Source organism: Pseudarthrobacter sp. NIBRBAC000502772 (genome assembly GCF_006517235.1).
Taxonomy (GTDB): domain Bacteria; phylum Actinomycetota; class Actinomycetes; order Actinomycetales; family Micrococcaceae; genus Arthrobacter.
The window spans coordinates 2,098,283-2,117,988 of record NZ_CP041188.1 but is presented as its reverse complement, the minus strand read 5'-3'; the positions used below and the strand labels follow the sequence as shown (position 1 = coordinate 2,117,988).

At 66.3% G+C, this 19,706-nt stretch carries 17 protein-coding genes; 9 read left to right on the top strand and 8 right to left on the bottom strand.

From position 1 onward, the window contains the following. Window positions 1-69 precede the first annotated feature (69 nt). The 4 genes from NIBR502772_RS09860 (at window position 70) to NIBR502772_RS09845 (ending at window position 7,877) form a co-directional block, all read left to right on the top strand. Entirely contained in the window at window positions 70-1,161 is a 1,092-nt protein-coding gene (locus tag NIBR502772_RS09860) for an acyl-CoA desaturase (protein WP_141140049.1), read from the top strand. Window positions 1,162-1,333: 172 nt separating this feature from the next. Beyond that, window positions 1,334-2,296: a quinone oxidoreductase gene (locus tag NIBR502772_RS09855; protein WP_141140048.1), complete on the top strand. Its 963-nt coding sequence runs from the start codon at window positions 1,334-1,336 to the stop codon at window positions 2,294-2,296. Window positions 2,297-2,483: 187 nt separating this feature from the next. Next, the gene (locus NIBR502772_RS09850; protein ID WP_141142021.1) at window positions 2,484-6,446 is read left to right on the top strand and encodes a Pls/PosA family non-ribosomal peptide synthetase; all 3,963 of its coding nucleotides are present in this window, start codon (window positions 2,484-2,486) and stop codon (window positions 6,444-6,446) included. Between the two features lie 51 nt (window positions 6,447-6,497). Continuing rightward, window positions 6,498-7,877: a M1 family metallopeptidase gene (locus NIBR502772_RS09845; RefSeq protein ID WP_082575874.1), complete on the top strand. Its 1,380-nt coding sequence runs from the start codon at window positions 6,498-6,500 to the stop codon at window positions 7,875-7,877. Between the two features lie 27 nt (window positions 7,878-7,904). Here the strand turns inward: NIBR502772_RS09845 and NIBR502772_RS09840 are convergent, their stop codons facing one another. The 3 genes from NIBR502772_RS09840 to pheS are packed head-to-tail and all read right to left on the bottom strand — an operon-like array spanning window position 7,905 to window position 12,220. Continuing rightward, entirely contained in the window at window positions 7,905-8,600 is a 696-nt protein-coding gene (locus NIBR502772_RS09840) for a 4'-phosphopantetheinyl transferase superfamily protein (RefSeq protein WP_141140047.1), read from the bottom strand. A 12-nt stretch (window positions 8,601-8,612) separates the two neighbouring features. Continuing rightward, window positions 8,613-11,156, bottom strand: coding sequence for a phenylalanine--tRNA ligase subunit beta (pheT, locus tag NIBR502772_RS09835; RefSeq protein WP_141140046.1), 2,544 nt, complete (start codon window positions 11,154-11,156; stop codon window positions 8,613-8,615). A gap of 2 nt (window positions 11,157-11,158) precedes the next feature. Further along, window positions 11,159-12,220, bottom strand: coding sequence for a phenylalanine--tRNA ligase subunit alpha (gene pheS / locus NIBR502772_RS09830; RefSeq protein ID WP_104063385.1), 1,062 nt, complete (start codon window positions 12,218-12,220; stop codon window positions 11,159-11,161). Between the two features lie 200 nt (window positions 12,221-12,420). Between pheS and NIBR502772_RS09825 the strand changes: the two genes are divergently transcribed. The 3 genes from NIBR502772_RS09825 to NIBR502772_RS09815 all read left to right on the top strand — a co-directional run bounded on the left by NIBR502772_RS09825 (window position 12,421) and on the right by NIBR502772_RS09815 (window position 14,736). Beyond that, window positions 12,421-12,855 (top strand): hypothetical protein, encoded by a 435-nt coding sequence (locus NIBR502772_RS09825; protein ID WP_246848752.1) that lies wholly within the window; start codon window positions 12,421-12,423, stop codon window positions 12,853-12,855. 2 nt (window positions 12,856-12,857) lie between these two features. Continuing rightward, a complete protein-coding gene (locus NIBR502772_RS09820) occupies window positions 12,858-13,514 on the top strand; it encodes an SIMPL domain-containing protein (protein ID WP_141140045.1) in 657 nt (218 codons plus the stop codon). A gap of 94 nt (window positions 13,515-13,608) precedes the next feature. Beyond that, a complete protein-coding gene (locus NIBR502772_RS09815) occupies window positions 13,609-14,736 on the top strand; it encodes an Rv2578c family radical SAM protein (protein WP_210412421.1) in 1,128 nt (375 codons plus the stop codon). Window positions 14,737-14,746: 10 nt separating this feature from the next. Here NIBR502772_RS09815 and NIBR502772_RS09810 read toward each other — a convergent pair whose 3' ends face one another. Further along, window positions 14,747-14,905, bottom strand: a complete 159-nt coding sequence (locus NIBR502772_RS09810) for a MetQ/NlpA family ABC transporter substrate-binding protein (RefSeq protein WP_168223510.1) — start codon at window positions 14,903-14,905, stop codon at window positions 14,747-14,749. A gap of 9 nt (window positions 14,906-14,914) precedes the next feature. Further along, window positions 14,915-15,373 carry a (deoxy)nucleoside triphosphate pyrophosphohydrolase gene (locus NIBR502772_RS09805; RefSeq protein ID WP_141140043.1) on the bottom strand — a complete coding sequence of 153 codons (459 nt, stop codon included), beginning with the start codon at window positions 15,371-15,373 and terminating at the stop codon, window positions 14,915-14,917. 67 nt (window positions 15,374-15,440) lie between these two features. Between NIBR502772_RS09805 and NIBR502772_RS09800 the strand changes: the two genes are divergently transcribed. Then, entirely contained in the window at window positions 15,441-16,649 is a 1,209-nt protein-coding gene (locus tag NIBR502772_RS09800) for an MFS transporter (protein ID WP_141140042.1), read from the top strand. Between the two features lie 59 nt (window positions 16,650-16,708). Here NIBR502772_RS09800 and NIBR502772_RS09795 read toward each other — a convergent pair whose 3' ends face one another. Beyond that, window positions 16,709-17,713 (bottom strand): cation diffusion facilitator family transporter, encoded by a 1,005-nt coding sequence (locus tag NIBR502772_RS09795; protein ID WP_141140041.1) that lies wholly within the window; start codon window positions 17,711-17,713, stop codon window positions 16,709-16,711. 202 nt (window positions 17,714-17,915) lie between these two features. Here NIBR502772_RS09795 and NIBR502772_RS09790 point away from each other — a divergent pair, with 202 nt between their 5' ends. Next, window positions 17,916-18,191: a GlsB/YeaQ/YmgE family stress response membrane protein gene (locus NIBR502772_RS09790; RefSeq protein WP_056342958.1), complete on the top strand. Its 276-nt coding sequence runs from the start codon at window positions 17,916-17,918 to the stop codon at window positions 18,189-18,191. 78 nt (window positions 18,192-18,269) lie between these two features. Here NIBR502772_RS09790 and NIBR502772_RS09785 read toward each other — a convergent pair whose 3' ends face one another. Both NIBR502772_RS09785 and rplT read right to left on the bottom strand, forming a co-directional pair. After that, on the bottom strand, window positions 18,270-19,163 hold the full coding sequence (locus tag NIBR502772_RS09785) for an RNA methyltransferase (protein WP_141140040.1): 894 nt from the start codon (window positions 19,161-19,163) through the stop codon (window positions 18,270-18,272). A 49-nt stretch (window positions 19,164-19,212) separates the two neighbouring features. After that, window positions 19,213-19,668 (bottom strand): 50S ribosomal protein L20, encoded by a 456-nt coding sequence (rplT, locus tag NIBR502772_RS09780; RefSeq protein ID WP_056342954.1) that lies wholly within the window; start codon window positions 19,666-19,668, stop codon window positions 19,213-19,215. Window positions 19,669-19,706: the final 38 nt, after the last annotated feature.

Here is a 19,706-nt window from a genome sequence, read left to right as displayed (position 1 = left end):
GGTGATCATGACCGTGCAGTCCGAATGTCGGCTGCAGCGTTACCCGAAACAGTTACGAGGCCCCGCTCCATGACCACCACCCTTCCCACGTCAGAGCGCCCAAAATCGCGTGTCCGGCAGCCCAACGCCGTTGTCCTGAGCTATTCGGAGCTGTTGAAGAGCGTCAAGGCTGAAGGCCTGCTGGAACGCCGCGTCGGTTTCTACATCACGCTCTTTGCCAGCCTGGTACTCCTCATGGCCGCCACCTGGTTCGGGTTTGCCCTGATCGGCGACAGCTGGTTCCAGCTCCTCATCGCCGCGGCCGTCGGGGTCCTCTGCACACAGCTGAGTTTCCTGGCCCACGAGGCCGGGCACCGCCAGATCTTCGCGTCACGCCGGGCCAACGACTGGACCGCCCGGATCCTGGCCACCTCGGTTGCCGGCATGAGCTATTCCTGGTGGGAGCAGAAGCACGGCGCCCACCACAACCACCCGAACGTCATTTCGAAGGATCCTGACATTGCCACGGGGGCCATCGCCTTCCACACCGAAGGTGCCGCTACGCGGCAGGGCAGGTTTTCGTTCCTGACCCGCAAGCAGGGCTGGTTCTTCTTCCCGCTGCTGTTCCTTGTTGGCCTGGGGCTGCAGATCGATTCCGTGAAGTTCGTCTTCCGCCGGGCCAAGGTGACACACCGATGGGTAGAGCTTCCCATTTTGCTGGTCCGGCTTAGCCTCCTGCCCGTGCTGGCTTTTACGTTCCTGCCGCTCGGAATGGCGTTCGCGTTCATCGGCGTGCAGCTCGCCGTCTTCGGTTTCTACATGGGTGCTTCCTTCGCGCCGAACCACAAGGGCATGCCGGTCCTGCCCGCGGACAGCCGCGTGGACTTCTTCAGCCGCCAGGTCCTGACGTCACGGAACATCTCCGGTGGCCGGTTTATGGACATCCTGCTCGGCGGCCTGAACCGCCAGGCTGAGCACCACCTCTTCCCGGACATGGCACGCCCCCAGCTGGATAAGGCAGCCAAGATTGTCCGCGAATACTGCAATAAGCACCAGGTTCCCTACACGGAAACCACGCTGCTGCAGTCCTACGGCATCATCGTCCGCTACCTGAATGATGTAGGCCTTGCTGCAGGACGCCACTTCGAGTGCCCCATGGCAACGGTGACCCGGCGGTTCTAGCACACGCTGCTAAAAAGAGGCGAGCCGCGCGGGCTCCCCCCCCATGACTCTGCCCCGCATGACCCGAAGCGACGGCCGGCTACCGGCCGTCGCTTCGTCGTCGGTAGCGGTATCCCTAGGATGGTCAGAGACACCGGCCGCGGGAAACCCCCGCCCGGAGAGGAGACCTTTTATGCAAGCCATCGTTGCCCGCCAGCCCGGAGGTCCGGAAGTCCTCGAGATCGCCGAGGTGGACCGACCGATGCCGGGTCCCGGCCAGTTGCTCATCAAGGTGGCGGCAGCCGGGGTGAACTTCATCGACACCTACCAGCGCGGGGGCATGTACCAGGTCCCGTTCCCCTTTACGCCCGGCTCGGAAGCCGCTGGGACTGTAGAGGAGCTCGGCGAAGGCACCGAAAACTTCGCAGTCGGCAGCAGGGTGGCCACGGCCGAGGGCACTAAATGCTACGCCGGCTACGCGGTGCTCGATGCGGCCAAGGCACTTCCGGTGCCGGACGGCGTCGACGACCTGACGGCAGCTGCCTTGCCGCTCCAAGGCATGACCGCCCACTACCTCATCAATTCCTCCTTCAAGGTCGAACCGGGCCACACAGTACTGACGCACGCCGGAGCCGGCGGCGTCGGCCTGCTGCTGATCCAGCTGCTGAAGGAGAGGGGCGCCCGCGTCATCACCACGGTTTCCTCGGAGGCCAAGGAAGAACTTGCCCGCGACGCCGGGGCCGACCATGTGCTGCGGTACGAGGGCTTCCCCCACCATGTCCGCGAACTCACCAACGGGAAGGGTGTGGACGTGGTGTACGACGGCGTCGGCCGGAACACCTTTGACGGGTCCCTCTCCTGCCTCCGCACGCGAGGCATGCTGGTCCTGTTCGGGGCAGCCTCCGGGGCCGTACCGCCGGTGGATCCGCAGCGTCTCAACGCCGGCGGTTCGCTGACGCTGACGCGTCCGTCCCTGGCCCACTTCCTGCTCAACGAGCAGGAGCGCCGCTGGCGCTCGGCGGAGATCTTCGCTGCCGCAGAAAAGGGGCACTTAAAGGTACGGATCGGCGCCACCTACCCCCTGGCCGAGGCGCGGCGTTCCCATGAGGACCTCGAGGGACGGCGCACGACGGGCAAGGTCCTGCTGGTTCCCTGATGGATACAGGCAGCATGCGTGAACAGAACATGAATCTTCAACTAATTCTGGACACCTTGCGTTCACTTTACTCAGGCAGAATCCGTCCGTGAGTGAGCATCAGTCAAACGTCGTCGCATCCCTGCCGGAGGATCCCTACCGCCCCCAGCTGGCCGGTTTTCCCCTGGCCCCGCCCGAGCGGACCCTCATGGCCATCCTGGCGGACTCGGCGGCACGTTTCCCGGAGGCCTCAGCGCTCGACGACGGCCGGCGTTCCCTGAGCTACGCCGACCTGATGGCCGCGGTCCGGGCCAAAGGACGGGAGCTCCAGGCCGCCGGGCTGGGCGCCGGCGACAGGATAGGTGTGCGGATTCCGTCCGGGACCTGTGAGCTCTACATCTCGATTCTCGCTATCCTGCACATCGGTGCCGCCTACGTTCCGGTGGACGCCGACGACCCTGAGGAACGTGCCCGGCTCGTTTTCGGTGAGGCTGGCGTAGCCGCAGTGCTCACGGGTGAGGCTGGCGTAGCCGCAGGGCTCACAGGTGAGGCTGGCGTAGCCGCGGTGCTCACCGGTGGCGCCGCGGTCTCCGTGCGTGACTCCCCGGAACCCGCTGAACTCTCGGAACCCGCTGAACGCGGTGAACGCTTCGAAGCCGGGCGTCGTGCTGCCGAAAGCCATTCCGCCGAGCCCGGCGATGACGCCTGGGTGATCTTCACCTCCGGTTCCACCGGCACGCCCAAGGGCGTCGCGGTCCAGCACCGCTCCGCCGCCGCCTTTGTTGACGCCGAAGCCCGGATCTTCCTGCAGGCGGAGCCCCTCGGCCCGCAGGACAGGGTACTGGCAGGACTTTCGGTCGCCTTTGATGCCTCGTGTGAGGAAATGTGGCTTGCCTGGCGTCATGGCGCCTGCCTGGTGCCCGCACCGCGGGCCCTGGTCAGGACCGGAACGGACCTCGGCCCGTGGCTCATCAGCCACGGCATCACCGCAGTGTCCACCGTTCCAACGCTGGCTGCCCTCTGGCCAGCCGAGTCCCTGGAGAGCGTCCGGCTCCTGATTTTCGGCGGCGAGGCCTGCCCGCCCGAGCTGGCCGAGCGGCTTGCCATCCCGGGCCGTGAAGTCTGGAACACCTACGGCCCCACGGAGGCCACGGTAGTGGCCTGCGCGGCTCCCCTGGGTGGCCTCGGTCCGGTCCGGATCGGACTGCCCCTGGACGGCTGGGACCTGGCCGTGGTGGATGCTGAAGGACTGCCCGTCGGCGAAGGGGAGATCGGCGAACTGATCATCGGCGGCGTCGGACTGGCCCGTTACCTTGACCCGGACAAGGACCGGGAGAAGTACGCGCCCATGCCGTCCTTCGGCTGGGACCGCGCCTACCGTTCGGGCGACCTGGTCCGCTACGAAGCCGCCGGACTGATCTTTGTGGGCCGCGCCGACGAACAGGTCAAGCTCGGTGGACGCCGGATCGAACTGGGCGAAATTGACGCCGCCCTGCAGGCGCTCCCGCATGTTGCCGGAGCTGCTGCGGCAGTACGGACAACCGCTGCGGGCAACCAGATCCTGGTGGGCTACCTGGCCGCCGCGGACGCTGACCTGGATCTGGCGGCCGCCCGCGAGCTCCTGGCAGAGAGCCTCCCCGCGCCCCTCATTCCGCTGCTGACCGTCGTCGACTCCCTGCCCACCAAGACCAGCGGCAAGGTGGACCGCCACGCCCTGCCCTGGCCGCTGACCGGGACCGGTGCGGCGGAGGCCGACGCTGCTCCCTTGAACCTGCCCGAAGATGCCTCCTGGGTGGCCGAACAGTGGACGGCAGTCCTTGGCAGCACCGTAACAAGCCTCGACGCCGACTTCTTCGCCTACGGCGGCGGCTCCCTGTCCGCTGCCCAGCTGGTCTCCGCCCTCAGGGTCCGGTACCCGACCATCACGGTCGCCGACATTTATGCCACACCCAGGATCGGCGCCCTGATTGATGCGGCCCGCCAGACCCTTCCCGACGGAGTGGCCACCGGGCCTGCGCCGTCCCGCACTGTACGCCCCACCGCGTTCAAGTCCCAGGTGTTCCAGACTCTGATGGGTATTCCCTTGCACATCCTGGTGGGGATGCGCTGGCTGACCTACCTCATGGCGGCTAACAACGTACTGGCCGCGATGGCCGGCTTCAGCGCTGCCCCCACCGTTTCCTGGTGGTGGGTGGCCGCCTCCTGGCTCGTCTTCGTCTCCCCGGCCGGCCGGATGCTGATTTCCGTGGCCGCGGCCCGGATGCTGCTCCGGAAGGTGGGGCCGGGAACGTACCCGCGCTCCGGACGGGTGCACGTGCGCCTCTGGCTGGCCGAACAGATCCAGGACCTCGCCGGGGCCATCAGCCTCGCCAGCGCACCATGGGTGCCGTACTACGCCCGGGCGCTGGGCGCCAAGATCGGCAACAACGTCCAACTGCACTCACTGCCGCCTGTCACCGGGATGCTTTCCCTCGGCAGCGGCTCCAACATCGAGCCTGAAGTGGATCTTTCCGGTTGGTGGATCGACGGGGACATCGTCCACATCGGGGCCGTCCATATCGGGGCAGGAGCCAGCGTCGGGGCGCGCAGCACGCTGATGCCCGGCGCTTCCATCGGCGCCGGAGCCCAGGTGGAGCCCGGCTCGGCCGTCCTCGGCAAGGTAAAGGCCGGCCACCACGTGGCCGGCTCCCCCGCCGAACGCCGGGGCAAGGCCAAGCACTCGCTGCCGGACACTCCTGCCGAACATCGGCTGATTGGCCGGCTCTGGTTCGCCGGATTCGCCATGGCTTCAGCCGTGCTGGCCCTGATCCCTTACGTCTCTGCCGCCGCCGCGGCCCTGGTGGTCTTTGCCTTCATCCAAGGCAGCGAATCGCTCTCCGCAGCCGTCCCGCAACTCCTGCAGGCCCTCGCACCCGCGGCCCTCGTGTGGTTCGTCGTCAACCTCCTGCTGATTTTGGTCACCACCCGGATGCTCGGCATCGGCCTGGCGGAGGGCTACTACCGCGTCCGCAGCCGGATCGGCTGGCAGGTCTGGGCCACGGAACGCGTGCTGGACCTGGCCCGCGACCTGCTCTTCCCCGTTTATGCCAGTCTTTTCACACCGGTCTGGCTGCGCCTGCTGGGCGCCAAGATCGGCAAGAACGTCGAAGCCTCCACGGTCCTGCTTATCCCCAAGATGACCACTGTGGGCGAGGGCGCCTTCCTGGCCGACGACACCATGGTGGCCTCCTACGAGCTCGACGGCGGGTGGCTGCGGATTGCGCCCGCGAAGATCGGCAAGCGCTCCTTCCTGGGCAACTCGGGCATGACCGCTGCCGGCCGGAATGTCCCCAAGAACTCACTCGTCGCCGTCCTGTCGGCCACACCGGCCAAGGCCAAGTCCGGGACCTCCTGGTTGGGCAGCCCGCCTGTACGGCTCCGGCGCACCGCCATCGCCTCGGACGACACCCGCACGTACCAGCCGCCGCTGCGGCTCAAGTTTGCCCGCTGCCTCTGGGAACTGGGCCGCTTCATCCCCGTGGTGGTAACGGTGGCGATCGCCGCCGGCGTGATGCTTGCTTTTGACTGGCTGGCCGCTACCTACAACTACGGGATTGCCGCAGCCCTGGGCGGAGTCGTGATGCTGCTGGCGGGCGCGGCGGCCGCGGGCAGCGCCGTCGTCGCCAAATGGGTCCTCGTGGGCCGGATCCGGGCCGGCGAGCACCCGCTCTGGAGCTCCTTCATTTGGCGCAACGAGGTGGTCGATACGTTTATCGAAATGGTCAGCGCCCCCTGGTTCGCGCGGGCAGCCACCGGGACCCCGGCCCTGGTCTGGTGGCTCCGGGCGCTCGGCGCCCGGATCGGCCGCGGCACGTGGTGCGAAAGCTACTGGCTTCCCGAAGCGGACCTGGTCACCCTCGGGCGGAACTCCACCGTCAACCGTGGCTGTGTGGTCCAGACGCACCTGTTCCATGACCGGGTCATGAGCCTGGACACTGTTACCCTCGAAGACGGAGCCACCATGGGGCCCCACGGCGTTATCCTGCCGCAGGCAAGCATCGGCAGCGGCGGAACTGTTGGACCGGCTTCGCTGGTGATGCGGGGCGAATCCGTTCCCGCCGCGACCTATTGGATGGGCAACCCGGTGAGCCCCTGGAGCGGTCCCGCAGCGTCCGCTCCCAAACCCCGCTAGCCCGCAATACCAGCTGTCCTGCCGCCCACCGCTGATCGGAAAGACCGTCTTATGAGTTCCCCCGCACCGAGCCCCACGGCCGCGAATACCGGCCCAGCACGCAACTCGGAGCACGGCGCATCTGCGCCCGACCCCTATATGCCCGGCCATGGCACAAACGCGTACAAGGTCCGCCGCTACGAACTGGACATTGACTACAAGCTCAGCAGTAACCGCCTGAGCGGGCGTGCGGTCCTGAGCGCGGTCACACAGTACGCTACGGCGGCCCTCGTGCTGGACCTGACCGGGCTCCGGGCCACGAAGATCCAGCTCAGCGGGCGCCGGGTCAAAAAGTTCAGCCAGCGCGCCGGGCAGTTGGTCATTGTGCCCGAGGCCGCGCTGCCGGCGGGCGAGGAATTTACCCTCGACATCCGCTACGAAGGCAACCCTGGTCCCCGGCGCGGGTTCTGGGGCGAGGTGGGCTGGGAGGAACTCACCGACGGGGTCCTTGTGGCCGGCCAGCCGAACGGCGCCGCCTCCTGGTTCCCGTGCAACGACCACCCCGGCGACAAGGCCAGCTACCGGATCAGCGTGACCACCGACGCCAATTACCGGGCCGTGTGTAACGGCACCCTGATCTCCCACACCAGCAGGGCCAGCCGCGAGACCTGGGTCTACGAACAGGCCGAGCCCATGGCCACCTACCTGGCCACGGTCCAGATCGGCCGCTATGAGTTCCTCGCCCTGACCCCCTTCCCCGTGGACGGGCAGGTTCCGCAGTTCGCCGCCGTCCCGGCACTGCTGGTCGACACGGCCCGCGAAGGCCTGGCGAGGCAGCCTGAGATGATGCGCACCTTTGCCAGCTGTTTCGGGCCCTACCCTTTCCCGGAATACTCCGTGGTGGTGACCGAAGACGAGCTGGAAATACCGCTTGAAGCGCAGACGCTCTCCATTCTGGGCCGGAACCATCTGACGCAGGAGTGGGAATCCCAGCGGCTCATCGCCCACGAGCTCGCACACCAGTGGTTCGGGAACTCCCTCACTGCCGCATCATGGTCGGATATCTGGCTCCACGAGGGCTTCGCCTGCTATGCGGAGTGGATCTGGTCGGAGGAGGCGGGCGTCCTGCCTGTCGCGAACCGGGCCGCCGCAGCCTGGCGGAAACTGGCCGCCGGCAGCCAGGACATTATCGTGGGCGACCCCGGGCCGGAGCTTATGTTTGATGACCGCGTCTACAAGCGGGGAGCCTTGGCCCTGCATGCCCTGCGGGTCCGGTGCGGTGACCTGGCATTCTTTGCGTTGCTGCACGACTGGACGGATGCCCACCGTCACGGTTCAGTGTCCACGGCGGCGTTTATTCTCGCCGCGGACCGGGCTACCGGCCTGGACACCGAGGCGCTGCTGCACCCGTGGCTGCTCGAAGCAGCCCTCCCGCCACTGCCGGTGCGCTGACCAGCAAGTGCGCTGACAACAACGTCGCTAGCTGCCGGTGCGCGAAACCGCGACGGCGGCGCGAAAGTTGAGCGGGAGGCCCGCCTCGCCGGCGGCCAGGTCCCGGATTTCCGGGCGCGACAAAACGTCGAGGCTGTCCGGTGCCGTGGCGAGACCGTCGCCCGTCATCTTGAGCCAGGCTTCCTTGCGCGCCCAGAGCCTGGCCCGCTCCTGCAGCAGCAGAGGCCCGGCCAGCCCGGTGAGGGCCGTGCGCTCCGCGGCGGTGAGGGCCACGCCGTCGAACCCCTCAAAGGCCATGCCGGACGGGTCCGCCAGGTCCAGGCCCATCGTGACTCCGGCCGGTGGATCCACCACGGCGCCCAACAGGATCCACCCGGAACTCCGGGACAGGCTCAGCGCGAGCGGCACCGGCTCTCCCCTGAGCGTATAGCCCGGCCTGCCGTGCGATAGCTCGGGGCCGGAGCCGCACCGGGGGCAGCTGAAGTGGGTGGTGAGGTCCGACGCCGGGACGTCCAGCAGTTCTGCTGCGAACCTTCGCAGGGCACGCCGGCCGGTGACAAAAACGGCCCGCGGGCCGGGTGCCAGGGCCGCCGCGCGGGCCAGCTCGGCGGGCCCCAGCACTATCGACTGGTGGCCCGCCGTCGGGTCCTGCCCTCCGGATACGCCGGGAGGGCAGGAACGCAGGACCGGCGCCACCGGCACCGCCCCCACCAGCCCTGCCATCCGGATCGGCGTTTAGCGCTGGACGGCGCCGAAGCGCTCTGCAGCCAGGGCAACCGCGCTTTCGCGCGCAGCCGAGGCCTCATCGGCTGTCAGCGTCCGGTCCGTTGCCCGGAAACGCAGGCCGAAGGCGAGCGATTTCTTGCCTTCTTCAATACCCTTGCCGGCGTAGACGTCGAACAGCGCCACGTCCTCCAGCAGCTCGCCGGCGCCTTCGCGGAGCGCTTCGAGGACCTGGTCCGCGGGAATCTCCTGCGGCACCACCAGGGCAACGTCCTGGGTGGCCACCGGGAACGTGGAGATGTGGCGGGCCACAATCACATCCGCGGCTGCCTCGAACAGGGCATCCGCGTTGAACTCCAGCGCCACCGAACGGGCAGGCATGTCGTGCGCGGCCAGGAGCTTCGGGTGCAGCTCGCCGGCGTAACCCACTACTTCGCCGGTCCGCAGCGAGAGCTGCGCGGCACGGCCCGGGTGGAACGCCTGGTGCGCACCCTGGCTGACCACAACCTCCACACCCAGGACATCCCCGGCGAGCCGGGCAATGTCAAGTGCGTCGGACCAGTCCCACAAGCGCGGCGTGTGGCCGGCGGCAGCGGGTGAATCGTGGCCGGTGAGGACAGCGGCGACGTGCAGCGGCTGGTCCGGAACGCCGTCGTACAGTGCATCCAGTACCTCGTCGGAAGGCTTAACGCCCAGCGGCGGGATGGACGGCGTACCCAAGGTCTCGCCCGGCAGGAAAACGAGGCCCGACTCGAACAGCGCCAGGTCGCGGAACCCGCGGGAGTAGTTCCGCTTGGCCACCTCGATCAGCCCGGGGAGGATGGACGTGCGCAGGAAGCCTTGTTCCTCGCTGATCGGGTTCGCCAGCTTGACCGCGCTCCGGGCCGCACCCTGCTCGGCGACGCCGAACGTGTCGTTGGCCGCCTTGGAGACGAACGGGTAGGCCAGGACTTCGGTCAGACCGGCGTCGGCCAGTGACTGGATGAGCCGACGTCGCTGCTGCTGCACGCGGGTCAGGCCACGTCCCGGAGGGGCCACCGGAAGGGTGGCGGGGATGTTGTCGTAGCCCACCAGCCGCGCGATTTCCTCGGTGAGGTCTTCCTTGGTTTCCAGGTCGTTGCGCCAGCTGGGGGCGGTAACGGTCCAGCCGCCGTCGGCTTTTTCCACCACGGCGCCGAGGTCCACCAGCGAGGTGGTGATCTGCTCTTCGGTGAAATCGATGCCGATCCGCTGGGCGGCGAAGGCTGCCGGCAGCGCAATGGTCACGGCATCCGGTGCGGTCCCGACGTCGGTCCCCGCCTGGTCAGCAACCCCGCCGGCGAGGTCCACCAGGAGGTCAACAACACGCTGGGCAGCGATGTCCGCAACGTGCCAGTCGACGCCGCGCTCGAAGCGCTTGGACGCCTCGGACGGCAGCTTGTGCCGGCGGCGGGAACGGCCAATGGACACCTCGTCGAAGTGCGCAGCTTCCACCAGGACGTTCGACGTCGAATCGCTCACCTCGGTGGCTGCGCCGCCCATCACGCCGGCAATGCCGATCGCGCCGGATCCGTCGGTGATGAGGAGGTCCTCGACGTCGAGCGTGCGCTCCTTGTCGTCCAGGGTGGTGATCTTCTCCCCCGCCACGGCCCGGCGGACCACGATGTCGCCGGACAGTTTGTCCAGGTCATAGCAGTGCGTGGGCTGGCCAAGCTCGAGCATCACGTAGTTGGAGATGTCCACGGGCAGGGAGATGGAACGGATCCCGGCAAGCCGGAGCCTTGAGGTCATCCACGGCGGCGTCGGCTTGGTGGCGTCGACGCCGCGGACGGTGCGGGCCACAAAACGGTCGCAGCCGGGTTTGCCGTAGATGGGCGCGTCGTCGTTGAGCTTGACGCCGTAGCCGCCGGAAAGTTCCGCCGGGGCCTGGACCTTTGACGCGGGGTCCGTGAACCCTGTGCCGGTTGCGTGCGCATATTCGCGGGCCACACCACGGATGGAGAACGCGTAGCCGCGGTCCGGGGTCACGTTGATCTCGGCTGCCTGGTCATAGAGGCCCAGCAGTTCCATGGCATCCGTGCCGATTTCGGGATCGAGCCCGATCCGGGACAGCACCAGGATGCCGTCGTGGTCCTCGCCGATGCCAAGCTCGCGCACTGAGGCGATCATGCCGGCGGAGAGGTGGCCGTAGGTCTTTCGTGCGGAGATGTGGAAGTCGCCGGGCAGCACCGCCCCCGGCAGAGTGACAACTACCTTGTCGCCTTCAACGAAGTTGTGGGCGCCGCAGATGATCCCCTGCACCCCGGACGGGTCGATGCCGTCTCCGGTGAGGGTCTGTTCCTGGCCTTCGGGGACAACCCGGACCTGGCACCAGTTGATGGTTTTGCCGTTGGTCTGGGGTTCCTTGACGATGCTCAGGACCTGGCCCACCACAACCGGGCCCTGCAGGGTGTCCGTGGGGCGGTGGACCGCTTCCTCTTCAAAGCCAACCTTGACCAGTTCGGCCATCAGGTCTTCGGCCGTTGCTCCGGCCGGTACTGCTGCGAATTCACGCAGCCAGGAAAGTGGGATACGCACTGTTAGATCTCCATCCCGAAGTGCTCGCTGAAACGTACATCGCCTTCGATCATGTCGCGCATGTCGCCGACGTCATTGCGGAACATGAGCGCGCGCTCGATGCCCATGCCAAAGGCGAAACCGGAGTAGATATCCGGGTCGATGCCCGCGGCGCGGAGGACGTTGGGGTTGATCATGCCGCAGCCGCCCCATTCGATCCAGCGCGGGCCGCCCTTGGCGCCCGGGTGCCAGATGTCCAGTTCCGCGGAGGGTTCGGTGAAGGGGAAGTAGTTCGGGCGCAGCCGGACGGACGCCTCGTCGCCGAACAACTGTCGGGTGAAGTGCTCCAGCGTGCCCAGGAGGTCGGCCATGCTCAAGTTCTTGTCGATGGCCAGGCCCTCGAACTGGTGGAACACCGGGGTGTGCGTCGCGTCCAGTTCATCGGTGCGGAACACCTTGCCGGGGCAGAGGACGTAGATGGGCAGTTCGCGTTCCAGCATGGACCGGACCTGCACCGGGGAGGTGTGCGTACGCATCACCAGGTGGGCCTCCGGCGGCTCCACGAAAAACGTGTCCTGCATTTCGCGGGCGGGGTGGTCCGGCTTGAAGTTCAGGGCGTCGAAGTTGAACCATTCGGATTCCACCTCGGGGCCTTCGGCGATTTCCCAGCCCATGCCCACAAAGATGTCCGCCACGCGGTCCTGCAGCGTGGAGAGCGGGTGACGCGCTCCTGCCCGACGACGGCGGGGTGCGGCAGTGACGTCCACCGTCTCTTCCAGCAGGATCCGGGCGTCGTTTTGTGCTTCCAGCTCGGCGGTGCGGTCCGCGAGCGCCTTGTTGACCCGGCCCCGTGAGGAACCCATGAGTTTGCCGGCTACGGCTTTCTGGTCTTTCGGCAGTCCGCCGATCTCCCGGTTGGCCAGGCTGAGCGGTGACTTCTCACCGGTGTGCGCCAGCCTCACCGCCTTGAGTTCGTCAAGGGTGCCTGCGCCGGCAATGGCGGCGATGGCCTGGTCTACAGCTGCAGTGATGGCGGCTTCATCCGTAGGGTTCGGGATGGCGGCGCCCGGCAAAGTTTCAGTCATCTACTGTTCTTAGCTACGAGTCGGGGCTGCCGGTGAGGGGTGCAGCCGCGCGCGGTTACCCGGCAGCGCATCCGTCACTGGCAGGTCACGTTGTGGATTCACCCAAGGTGAAGGCACTCGATGACCAGGTCAGGGCACACCGGTCAAACTGGCGGCCACTATCCTCCAGTCTAAGTGAAGGCTCCGGCTACCATGGCCTCATGACACAAGGGCAGGCCCTGTCAGCCGCGCAGCTGTTGACTCCGGGGCAGCGGGTACGACAACTCGCCAACCTGGCCAACGGCACTACCCTGCTGGGCCTGGCCGTTGCCGCGGCTGCGGGAACCGCCATCAGCAAAGGCCCCCGCGGCCTGCTCATAGCGTCCGGCTACCGGTGGCGCATTCCGTATGCGGGAGCCTTCACCCTCGGCAACGTGGTCATCAGCCGGATCCGAACCGAAGAACTGACGTCCAATCCGGCGCTCCTGGGGCATGAGGAAAAGCACTGCAGCCAGTACGCCTACTGCTTGGGGTTCCCCTTCCTTCCGCTGTATTTCCTGGCCGCCGGCTGGTCGCAGCTCCGGACGGGCAATCCGGCGTCGGCAAATTTCTTCGAGCGGCAGGCCGGCCTGGCAGCCGGCGGAATCGAGGTCTGACAATGACGGGCGAACCCAACACCACGACCAACAACAGGACCATCACCGTGACCGGAACGGGGACGGCGGAGGCGCCACCTGACTTACTGACGATTTCCGTCGGCGTCGAGTGCCGTCGGGACAGCGTGGGTGCCGCCTATGCGGATGCAGGAACAGCGTCCGCAGCCGTATCCGGTGCGCTCCGCCGGCACGGCCTGGCTGACACCGACATCCGGACCTCCGGACTGAACGTCCGGCCGGAGTTCGTCTGGCGCGACGGCGGGGGCCAGCAGGTGACCGCGTACGTGACCTCGAGCATGCTCACCGTGCGCCTGCGGCAGGTCAGCGCGGCATCCGCCGTTATTGCCGCCGCAGTAGACGCCGGCGGCGATGACGTGCGCCTGAACGGACTGGAACTTGGCTTCTCGGATGAGTCAGCCGTCGCCGCACTCGCCCGGGACGCTGCATGGCAGGATGCCTCAGCCAAAGCCGAACAGTTTGCATCCCTGGCGTCCGCGCGGCTTGGCGCGGTGATGTCCGTTGCCGAGCACCCGGATGCGCCCGGGCCCATCCCGGTGGCCCGGATCCAGCGCGCCGCCGCCGGCGAAGCCATCAGCGTGGAGGCGGGCCACGTGAGCATTAACGCCAGCGTCACCGTGGTGTGGGAACTGCTGGACTGACGGTTCCCACAGGGCGGCGCCGAACCCGCGGCGCGCGGACTTCCGCGGCGCCCGGTCCTTGACTTAAGTTCGAACATACATTCGAATGGAAGACATGAGATGGGATGCACAAGCGCTGATGCCCCGGCCCGCCGATGACCTCGGAAGTGGCCCATCACCCGCCCTGCTTCCCCTTGCCGGGTTGGTCCGTTCTGTGACCACCCCCGAATTCGCCGGCATCACCTTCCATGAGGTCACCGCCAAATCGGTGCTCAATAAGGTGGTGGCCGGGTCGCGGATGCCGTTTGAGTGGACCGTGAACCCATACCGCGGCTGCAGCCATGCCTGTGTTTACTGTTTTGCTCGCAAGAGCCACACGTATCTCGACTTTGACGCCGGACTGGATTTCGACAGCCAGGTGGTGGTCAAGGTCAATGCGGCCGAGGTCCTCCGGAAGGAGTTGGCCAAACCGTCCTGGGGCCGTCACCAGGTGGCGCTTGGCACCAACACGGACCCCTACCAGCGGGCCGAGGGCCGCTACCAGCTGATGCCGGGAATCATCACGGCGCTGGCTGACTCAGGTACGCCGTTGTCCATCCTCACCAAGGGGACGCTGCTCGCCCGGGACATCCCGCTCCTGAAGCGGGCTGCCGCCCAGGTGCCGGTAGGGGTGGGTATTTCACTGGCTATGACGGATGAGGCGCTCTCGGAAGCCGTGGAACCAGGCACGCCGGGGCCTCGGGCGCGGCTGAAGCTGGTCTCCCGCTTACGCGATGCCGGGCTCCCCTGCGGTGTTATGGCGATGCCTATCCTGCCGTGGCTGTCCGACAGTGACGAAGCCCTCGATTCCCTGTTCGCTTCGTTGGCCGCAGCCGGTGCCACGGGCGTCACCGCCGGCGCCCTCTACCTGAAGCCGGGAACACGCGAGTGGTTCATGCAGTGGATTGCCAAGGACCATCCGGAACTGGCTGGCCGCTACCGGCGCCTCTATGGCACAGGGTCCTACGCGTCCAAGGAATACCGCACCTGGCTCGCCGCAAAGGTGCGCTATTTCAAGCACCGGCACGGCTTCACCAGCGGCCACGGCTTCAGCCACCGTGACCTCGAAGACGATCCCCGTGGCGAGGAAGCCCAGTATCCGGCGGGGAGTATCCCGTCTACCGGCGTCGGCACACAGGAACGGCCGGCTGGGGAGTCCCAACCGGCCGCCGCCGGGCCGCGTCAGCAGCCCACCCTGTTCTAGGGACGGATTCCTAGCTGGCCGGAATGGCCAGGCCCTTGTACGTCTCCTGCAGGAAATCCTTCATGTCCTGCGAGGTCAGGATCTTGTAGAGCTTCTGGACCCGGGGATCGTCCTTCATCTCGGCTTTGACTGCCAGCACGTTGTAGTAGGCACTGTCCTTGCCTTCCACCAGCAGCTCCTAAAATTCAGCGAAGGGGGCTGATCCCACAGGCGTGCCCAGTGATTCAAGAAGTGCCCGGACAATCGGGAAGTCGGCAGGGATCCACGGAAGACTGAGAGCTACATCACAATTCGTGGTGCTGACCCATCTCAGCTGGTCATGGTCTTCGAGCGGCTGGGGATCGCCGTCGGAAATCTCCGCGAACCACACCCGCATGCTGGCCCGCTCGTTCAGCCGCCAGCCAGCTGCCGCCCCGGAGTGGAGTTCCGGCCCCAAACGGACCTCTACGCCCAGTTCTTCCCTGAGTTCCCGGTGCAACGCAGCCTCGCATTCCTCACCGGCGTCCACTTTCCCGCCGGGAAATTCCCAGAGCCCAGCGAACTGCTCGGGAGCAGTCCGCCTGGCCACCAGCATGCGGGCGGGGTTCGCCAACGAGTCCACTATTGCTCCGCCAACTACCTGTATCAGTCCACTCACCGCCCCAGTCTATGAGGGAGAATGGTTTACGGGCCTTCCCCCAACATCCCCTTTGAAAAGCAGGCACATGAGCAGCGTCGTCCAAACCTCCACCGCGTCCAAGGCGAAGACTCCGCATGTTGGCGCGGCGATCTTTGCGCTGGCAATGGGCGGCGTCGGAATCGGCGTCACGGAGTTCACCATGATGGGCCTGCTGAAAGAGGTGGAACAAGGACTCGGCATCAGCACCCCGGAGGCCGGACACCTCATTTCCGCCTACGCCCTCGGGGTTGTGGTGGGCGCGCCGCTGCTCGCCGCAGTCGGTGCCAAACTGCCACGCAAATACCTCGCACTGGGCCTCATGCTGTTCTTCACGCTGGCCAACCTGACGTCCTATGTTGCTCCCGATTACGGGAGCATGCTGGTTTCCCGGTTTGCGGCCGGACTGCCGCACGGTGCATTCTTCGGGGTCGCGGCTGTGATCGCCGCCTCCCTGGTTTCCCCCACGCGTCGGGGTTGGGCCATCTCCATGGTGATGGCGGGCCTCTCCGTTTCGAACGTCATCGGTGTGCCCGCGGCCACCTGGGTGGGCCAGACCTTCGGCTGGCGGCTGCTGTTCCTCCTCGTGGGAGGCATTGGCTTGCTGACACTGGTGCTGCTGTGGCGCTATGTCCCGTACCAGGCCCCCCATCCTGACGCGAGCATCCGCCGCGAACTCGGTGCGCTCAAACGGCTCCAGGTGTGGCTGGCCATCCTGATCGGCATCGTGGGTTTTGGTGGCTTCTTCGCGACCTACACCTACATTGCGCACACCATGACCCTGGTGGCCGGGATTCCGGGATCGCTGTTGCCCCTTGTGGTGGCCCTCTACGGACTGGGCATGGTGGCCGGAACAGTCGTCGGCGGCAGGCTGGCCGACAAGTCAGTGATGGGGACGCTGTACTGGGTCCTGCCCGGGATCGCCGTCGCGCTGGTGGTCTACGCGGTGGCTGTGCACTGGCCCTGGTCGGCCCTGGTGATGGTCTTTGTGGTGGGAGCGTCCGGCTCCATGCTGATCCCGGCCCTGCAGACCCGTTTGTTGGATGCGTCGCCGGACGCCCCCTCCCTGGCTTCTTCGCTCAACCACGCCGCGCTTAATGTTGCCAATGCCCTGGGCGCCTTCCTGGGCGGCCTAGTGATCGCCTGGGGCTGGGGCTTCGTGGCACCCGCGCTCGTGGGCGCCGGGTTGGCAGTCCTGGGCTTTGGCATCGCGGTGACCAGCGGCGTCCTGGAACGCAAAAAGCCGCTGGCCGCCTGATCCTGGGAACGGGCGGGCAGCGGCTTCACCGAAGCATTCGGTGCGCTGAGGAAGGAACGTCAGGCCTGCGGGTCCCGAGCCCCGGCATCAGCGGCTGTCTGGCCGGCGCTGGGAACCTGACCGGCGCCTGAGACCTCGTCCGTGCGACTGTCCTCGCGGTGCAGATCCGGTTCGAGGTAAATCACCCGGGCCATCGGAACGGCCGTGCGGATTCGGGACTCGGCACCGTCAATCGCGGCGGCGATGTCCCGGCCGGTTTCTGCGGCACCCACGGAGATCTTGGCGGCCACCAGCAGCTCCTCCGGTCCGAGGTGAAGGGTCTTGAGGTGGATGATCCGGTTGTGTCCCCCGGCCTCGATGGCCTCACTGATGCGGGCCACGTCATCCCGGGTGGCGGACTCGCCCAGCAGCAGGGACTTGGTTTCGACAGCCAGCACCACGGCGATGGCCACGAGCAGCAGGCCGATCATGCCGGTACCCGCGGCGTCCCAGATCCCGTTGCCGGTCACGAGGGTCATGCTCACACCCACGAGCGCGAACACAAGGCCAAGAAGCGCCCCGAGGTCTTCCAGCAGGATGACCGGCAGTTCCGGCTGCTTGGCCGTGCGCACAAAGCTCACCCAGCCCTGCTTGCCGCGGATGTGGTTGGATTCGATGATGGCCGTCCGGAACGAGAAGGACTCAGCAACAATGGCGCCGATCAGTACCGCCAGTGGAACCCACCAGAAGTCCCCTTCGATGGCGTGCGGGTGCTGCAGCTTCTCCCACGCTTCGAACAGTGCAAAAAGCCCGCCCACGCTGAACAGCACGATCGAGACGATAAAGGCGTAAATGTAGCGTTCACGGCCATACCCGAACGGGTGCTCCGGGCTGGCTGCCTTCCGGGCGCGCTTGCCGCCGATCAGGAGCAGCAGTTGATTGCCGGAGTCGGCAATCGAGTGGATGGCTTCGGCCAGCATCGACGAGGAAGCCGTCAGAAAAAAGGCCACGAATTTCAGGACGGCGATGGTCAGGTTTGCGGCTAGGGCCGCGACGATCGCCTTGGTACCGCCATTTGCAGCCACGGAGGCTTCTCCTCTTCACAGGTTTCAAGAACAGCAGGGATATTCGCGGCGCCGCAGTGGGCTCCGCCCACGAATACCGTACCTTTTCGGGTGCAGAAGACGCACTTCTGACATGCACTAAGCCTGCTGACATCAGAGGGGCGGTGTGTTAGCTTGAACACTAATCGGGACGTTTAATCCCGACGAATATGAAGGAGGAGACATGGGTTTTCTTGCTTGGATTATTCTCGGCCTCATCGTAGGGGCCATCGTTAAAGCCGTTATGCCGGGCAAAGTCGGCGGCGGCTGGGTGACGAGTCTCGTGCTCGGCGTTGTCGGCGCAATTGTAGGCGGCTGGATTGGCAGCCTCCTGTTCGGCAAGGGTGACCTTGCCTTCTTTGATCTGGGTACCTGGATCCTGGCCATCGTAGGCGGCCTGGTAGTCGCCGGCGTCTATGGAGCCATCACAGGACGCAGCAAGAGCACACGGGCGCCCTGATACCCCTACCTCATCTGATTCATACAGCAAGGGCCCCGGAGAACTTCCGGGGCCCTGCCTTTTAAGTCACGTCTTCAGTCACGCTTTCTGGGACCTGGCACTCGCGTAAAGGCACACCGTTGCCGCCGTGCCGAGGTTCAAGCTTTCCGCGGCACCGTAAACCGGCACGGCCACCCGGTGATCTGCCAAGGCCAGTTCATCTTCGGCGAGCCCCTGCGCTTCGTTTCCGAACAGCCACGCTGTGGGCCCCTCCAGGGCAAACAGCGATTCGACGCCGGGGCCTGCGATCCGGCGGGCGGCGTTTTCGTCCTGGAGCGTATCCAGGTTGACGTCACCGTCACCGTCGGCGGCCAGTATGCCAATCCCCCGCGAACGGCAGGCGGCTGCCACTTCCGCGATATCGGCACCCAGGACCACGGGCAGATGGAACAGGGAACCGGCGGTGGAACGGACGGCCTTGGGGTTATAGATGTCAACGCTGGACGAGGTCAGGATGACGGCGTCCGCCCCCGCCGCGTCAGCAGCCCGGAGTACAGTGCCGGCGTTGCCGGGGTCCCGGACCTGACACAGCACTGCAAGCAGCCGAGGGCCGGCGTCGAGGACCTGCTCAAGGCTCACGTCCAGGAAACCGCAGACCGCGAGAATGCCCTGCGGGGTAACCGTGTCCGCCATCGCGGCCAGCACTTCATCGGTAGTGAGGTAAGCGTCAATACCCTCCGCGAGAGCCTCCAGGTCCGGGTGCCGGTCGAGGCAGGCCTCGCTCGCGTACACCTCATAGACGACGCCGGGCTCGCCCGCTGCAATCCTTTTCTGGTGCAGGGTGAGGGCCTCACGGACAGCTTGGGGACCCTCCGCCAGAAACTCGCTGCGCTTTAAACGGGCCGGGCGCCCGGCAAGCTGTGCCACCTTCCTCACCCGATCAGCTCGGGGGTTGGAGAGTGGAAAGTCTTGCGGGCGCCCGGTTTCGTTCATATAAGAACCTTAGTGGCTTCAGCCACCAGTCCCCGAACTGGCGTGGGTGCTACTTGGCAGCCACGTCAGCGGCAGGCTTTGCAGCCTTGGCCTTGGGTGCCTTGGCAGCCTTGGGGGCTGCGGCTTCGACGGCCGGAGCGGACGTGTCGGCAGGCAGGGAATCCTTGGCGATCTTCACCAGCGCGGCGAATGCGTTCGCATCCGAGACGGCCAGCTCAGCAAGCATACGGCGGTCAACCTCAACCTCAGCGGCCTTCAGGCCCTGGATCAGACGGTTGTAAGTCAGGCCGTTGGCGCGGGATGCAGCATTGATGCGCTGGATCCACAGGCGGCGGAAGTCGCCCTTCTTCTTCTTGCGGTCGCCGTAGCTGTACACAAACGAGTGCAGCAGCTGCTCTTTAGCCTTGCGGTACAGGCGTGAACGCTGTCCACGGTAGCCCTTTGCGCGTTCAAGGATAACCCGGCGCTTCTTGTGGGCGTTGACCGCCCTCTTCACACGTGCCACGTGCGTACTCCTTCGAAAATTCTGATCCCAAGCATCTA

What these genes read in the sequence shown, in the direction of transcription:
- NIBR502772_RS09860 (WP_141140049.1), top strand. Translation starts at nt 70, where the DNA reads ATGACCACCACCCTTCCCACGTCAGAGCGCCCAAAATCGCGTGTCCGG.
- NIBR502772_RS09855 (WP_141140048.1), top strand. Translation starts at nt 1,334, where the DNA reads ATGCAAGCCATCGTTGCCCGCCAGCCCGGAGGTCCGGAAGTCCTCGAG.
- NIBR502772_RS09850 (WP_141142021.1), top strand. Translation starts at nt 2,484, where the DNA reads ATGGCCATCCTGGCGGACTCGGCGGCACGTTTCCCGGAGGCCTCAGCG.
- NIBR502772_RS09845 (WP_082575874.1), top strand. Translation starts at nt 6,498, where the DNA reads ATGAGTTCCCCCGCACCGAGCCCCACGGCCGCGAATACCGGCCCAGCA.
- NIBR502772_RS09840 (WP_141140047.1), bottom strand. Translation starts at nt 8,600, where the DNA reads ATGGCAGGGCTGGTGGGGGCGGTGCCGGTGGCGCCGGTCCTGCGTTCC.
- pheS (WP_104063385.1), bottom strand. Translation starts at nt 12,220, where the DNA reads ATGACTGAAACTTTGCCGGGCGCCGCCATCCCGAACCCTACGGATGAA.
- NIBR502772_RS09825 (WP_246848752.1), top strand. Translation starts at nt 12,421, where the DNA reads ATGACACAAGGGCAGGCCCTGTCAGCCGCGCAGCTGTTGACTCCGGGG.
- NIBR502772_RS09820 (WP_141140045.1), top strand. Translation starts at nt 12,858, where the DNA reads ATGACGGGCGAACCCAACACCACGACCAACAACAGGACCATCACCGTG.
- NIBR502772_RS09815 (WP_210412421.1), top strand. Translation starts at nt 13,609, where the DNA reads ATGAGATGGGATGCACAAGCGCTGATGCCCCGGCCCGCCGATGACCTC.
- NIBR502772_RS09800 (WP_141140042.1), top strand. Translation starts at nt 15,441, where the DNA reads ATGAGCAGCGTCGTCCAAACCTCCACCGCGTCCAAGGCGAAGACTCCG.
- NIBR502772_RS09790 (WP_056342958.1), top strand. Translation starts at nt 17,916, where the DNA reads ATGGGTTTTCTTGCTTGGATTATTCTCGGCCTCATCGTAGGGGCCATC.
- NIBR502772_RS09785 (WP_141140040.1), bottom strand. Translation starts at nt 19,163, where the DNA reads ATGAACGAAACCGGGCGCCCGCAAGACTTTCCACTCTCCAACCCCCGA.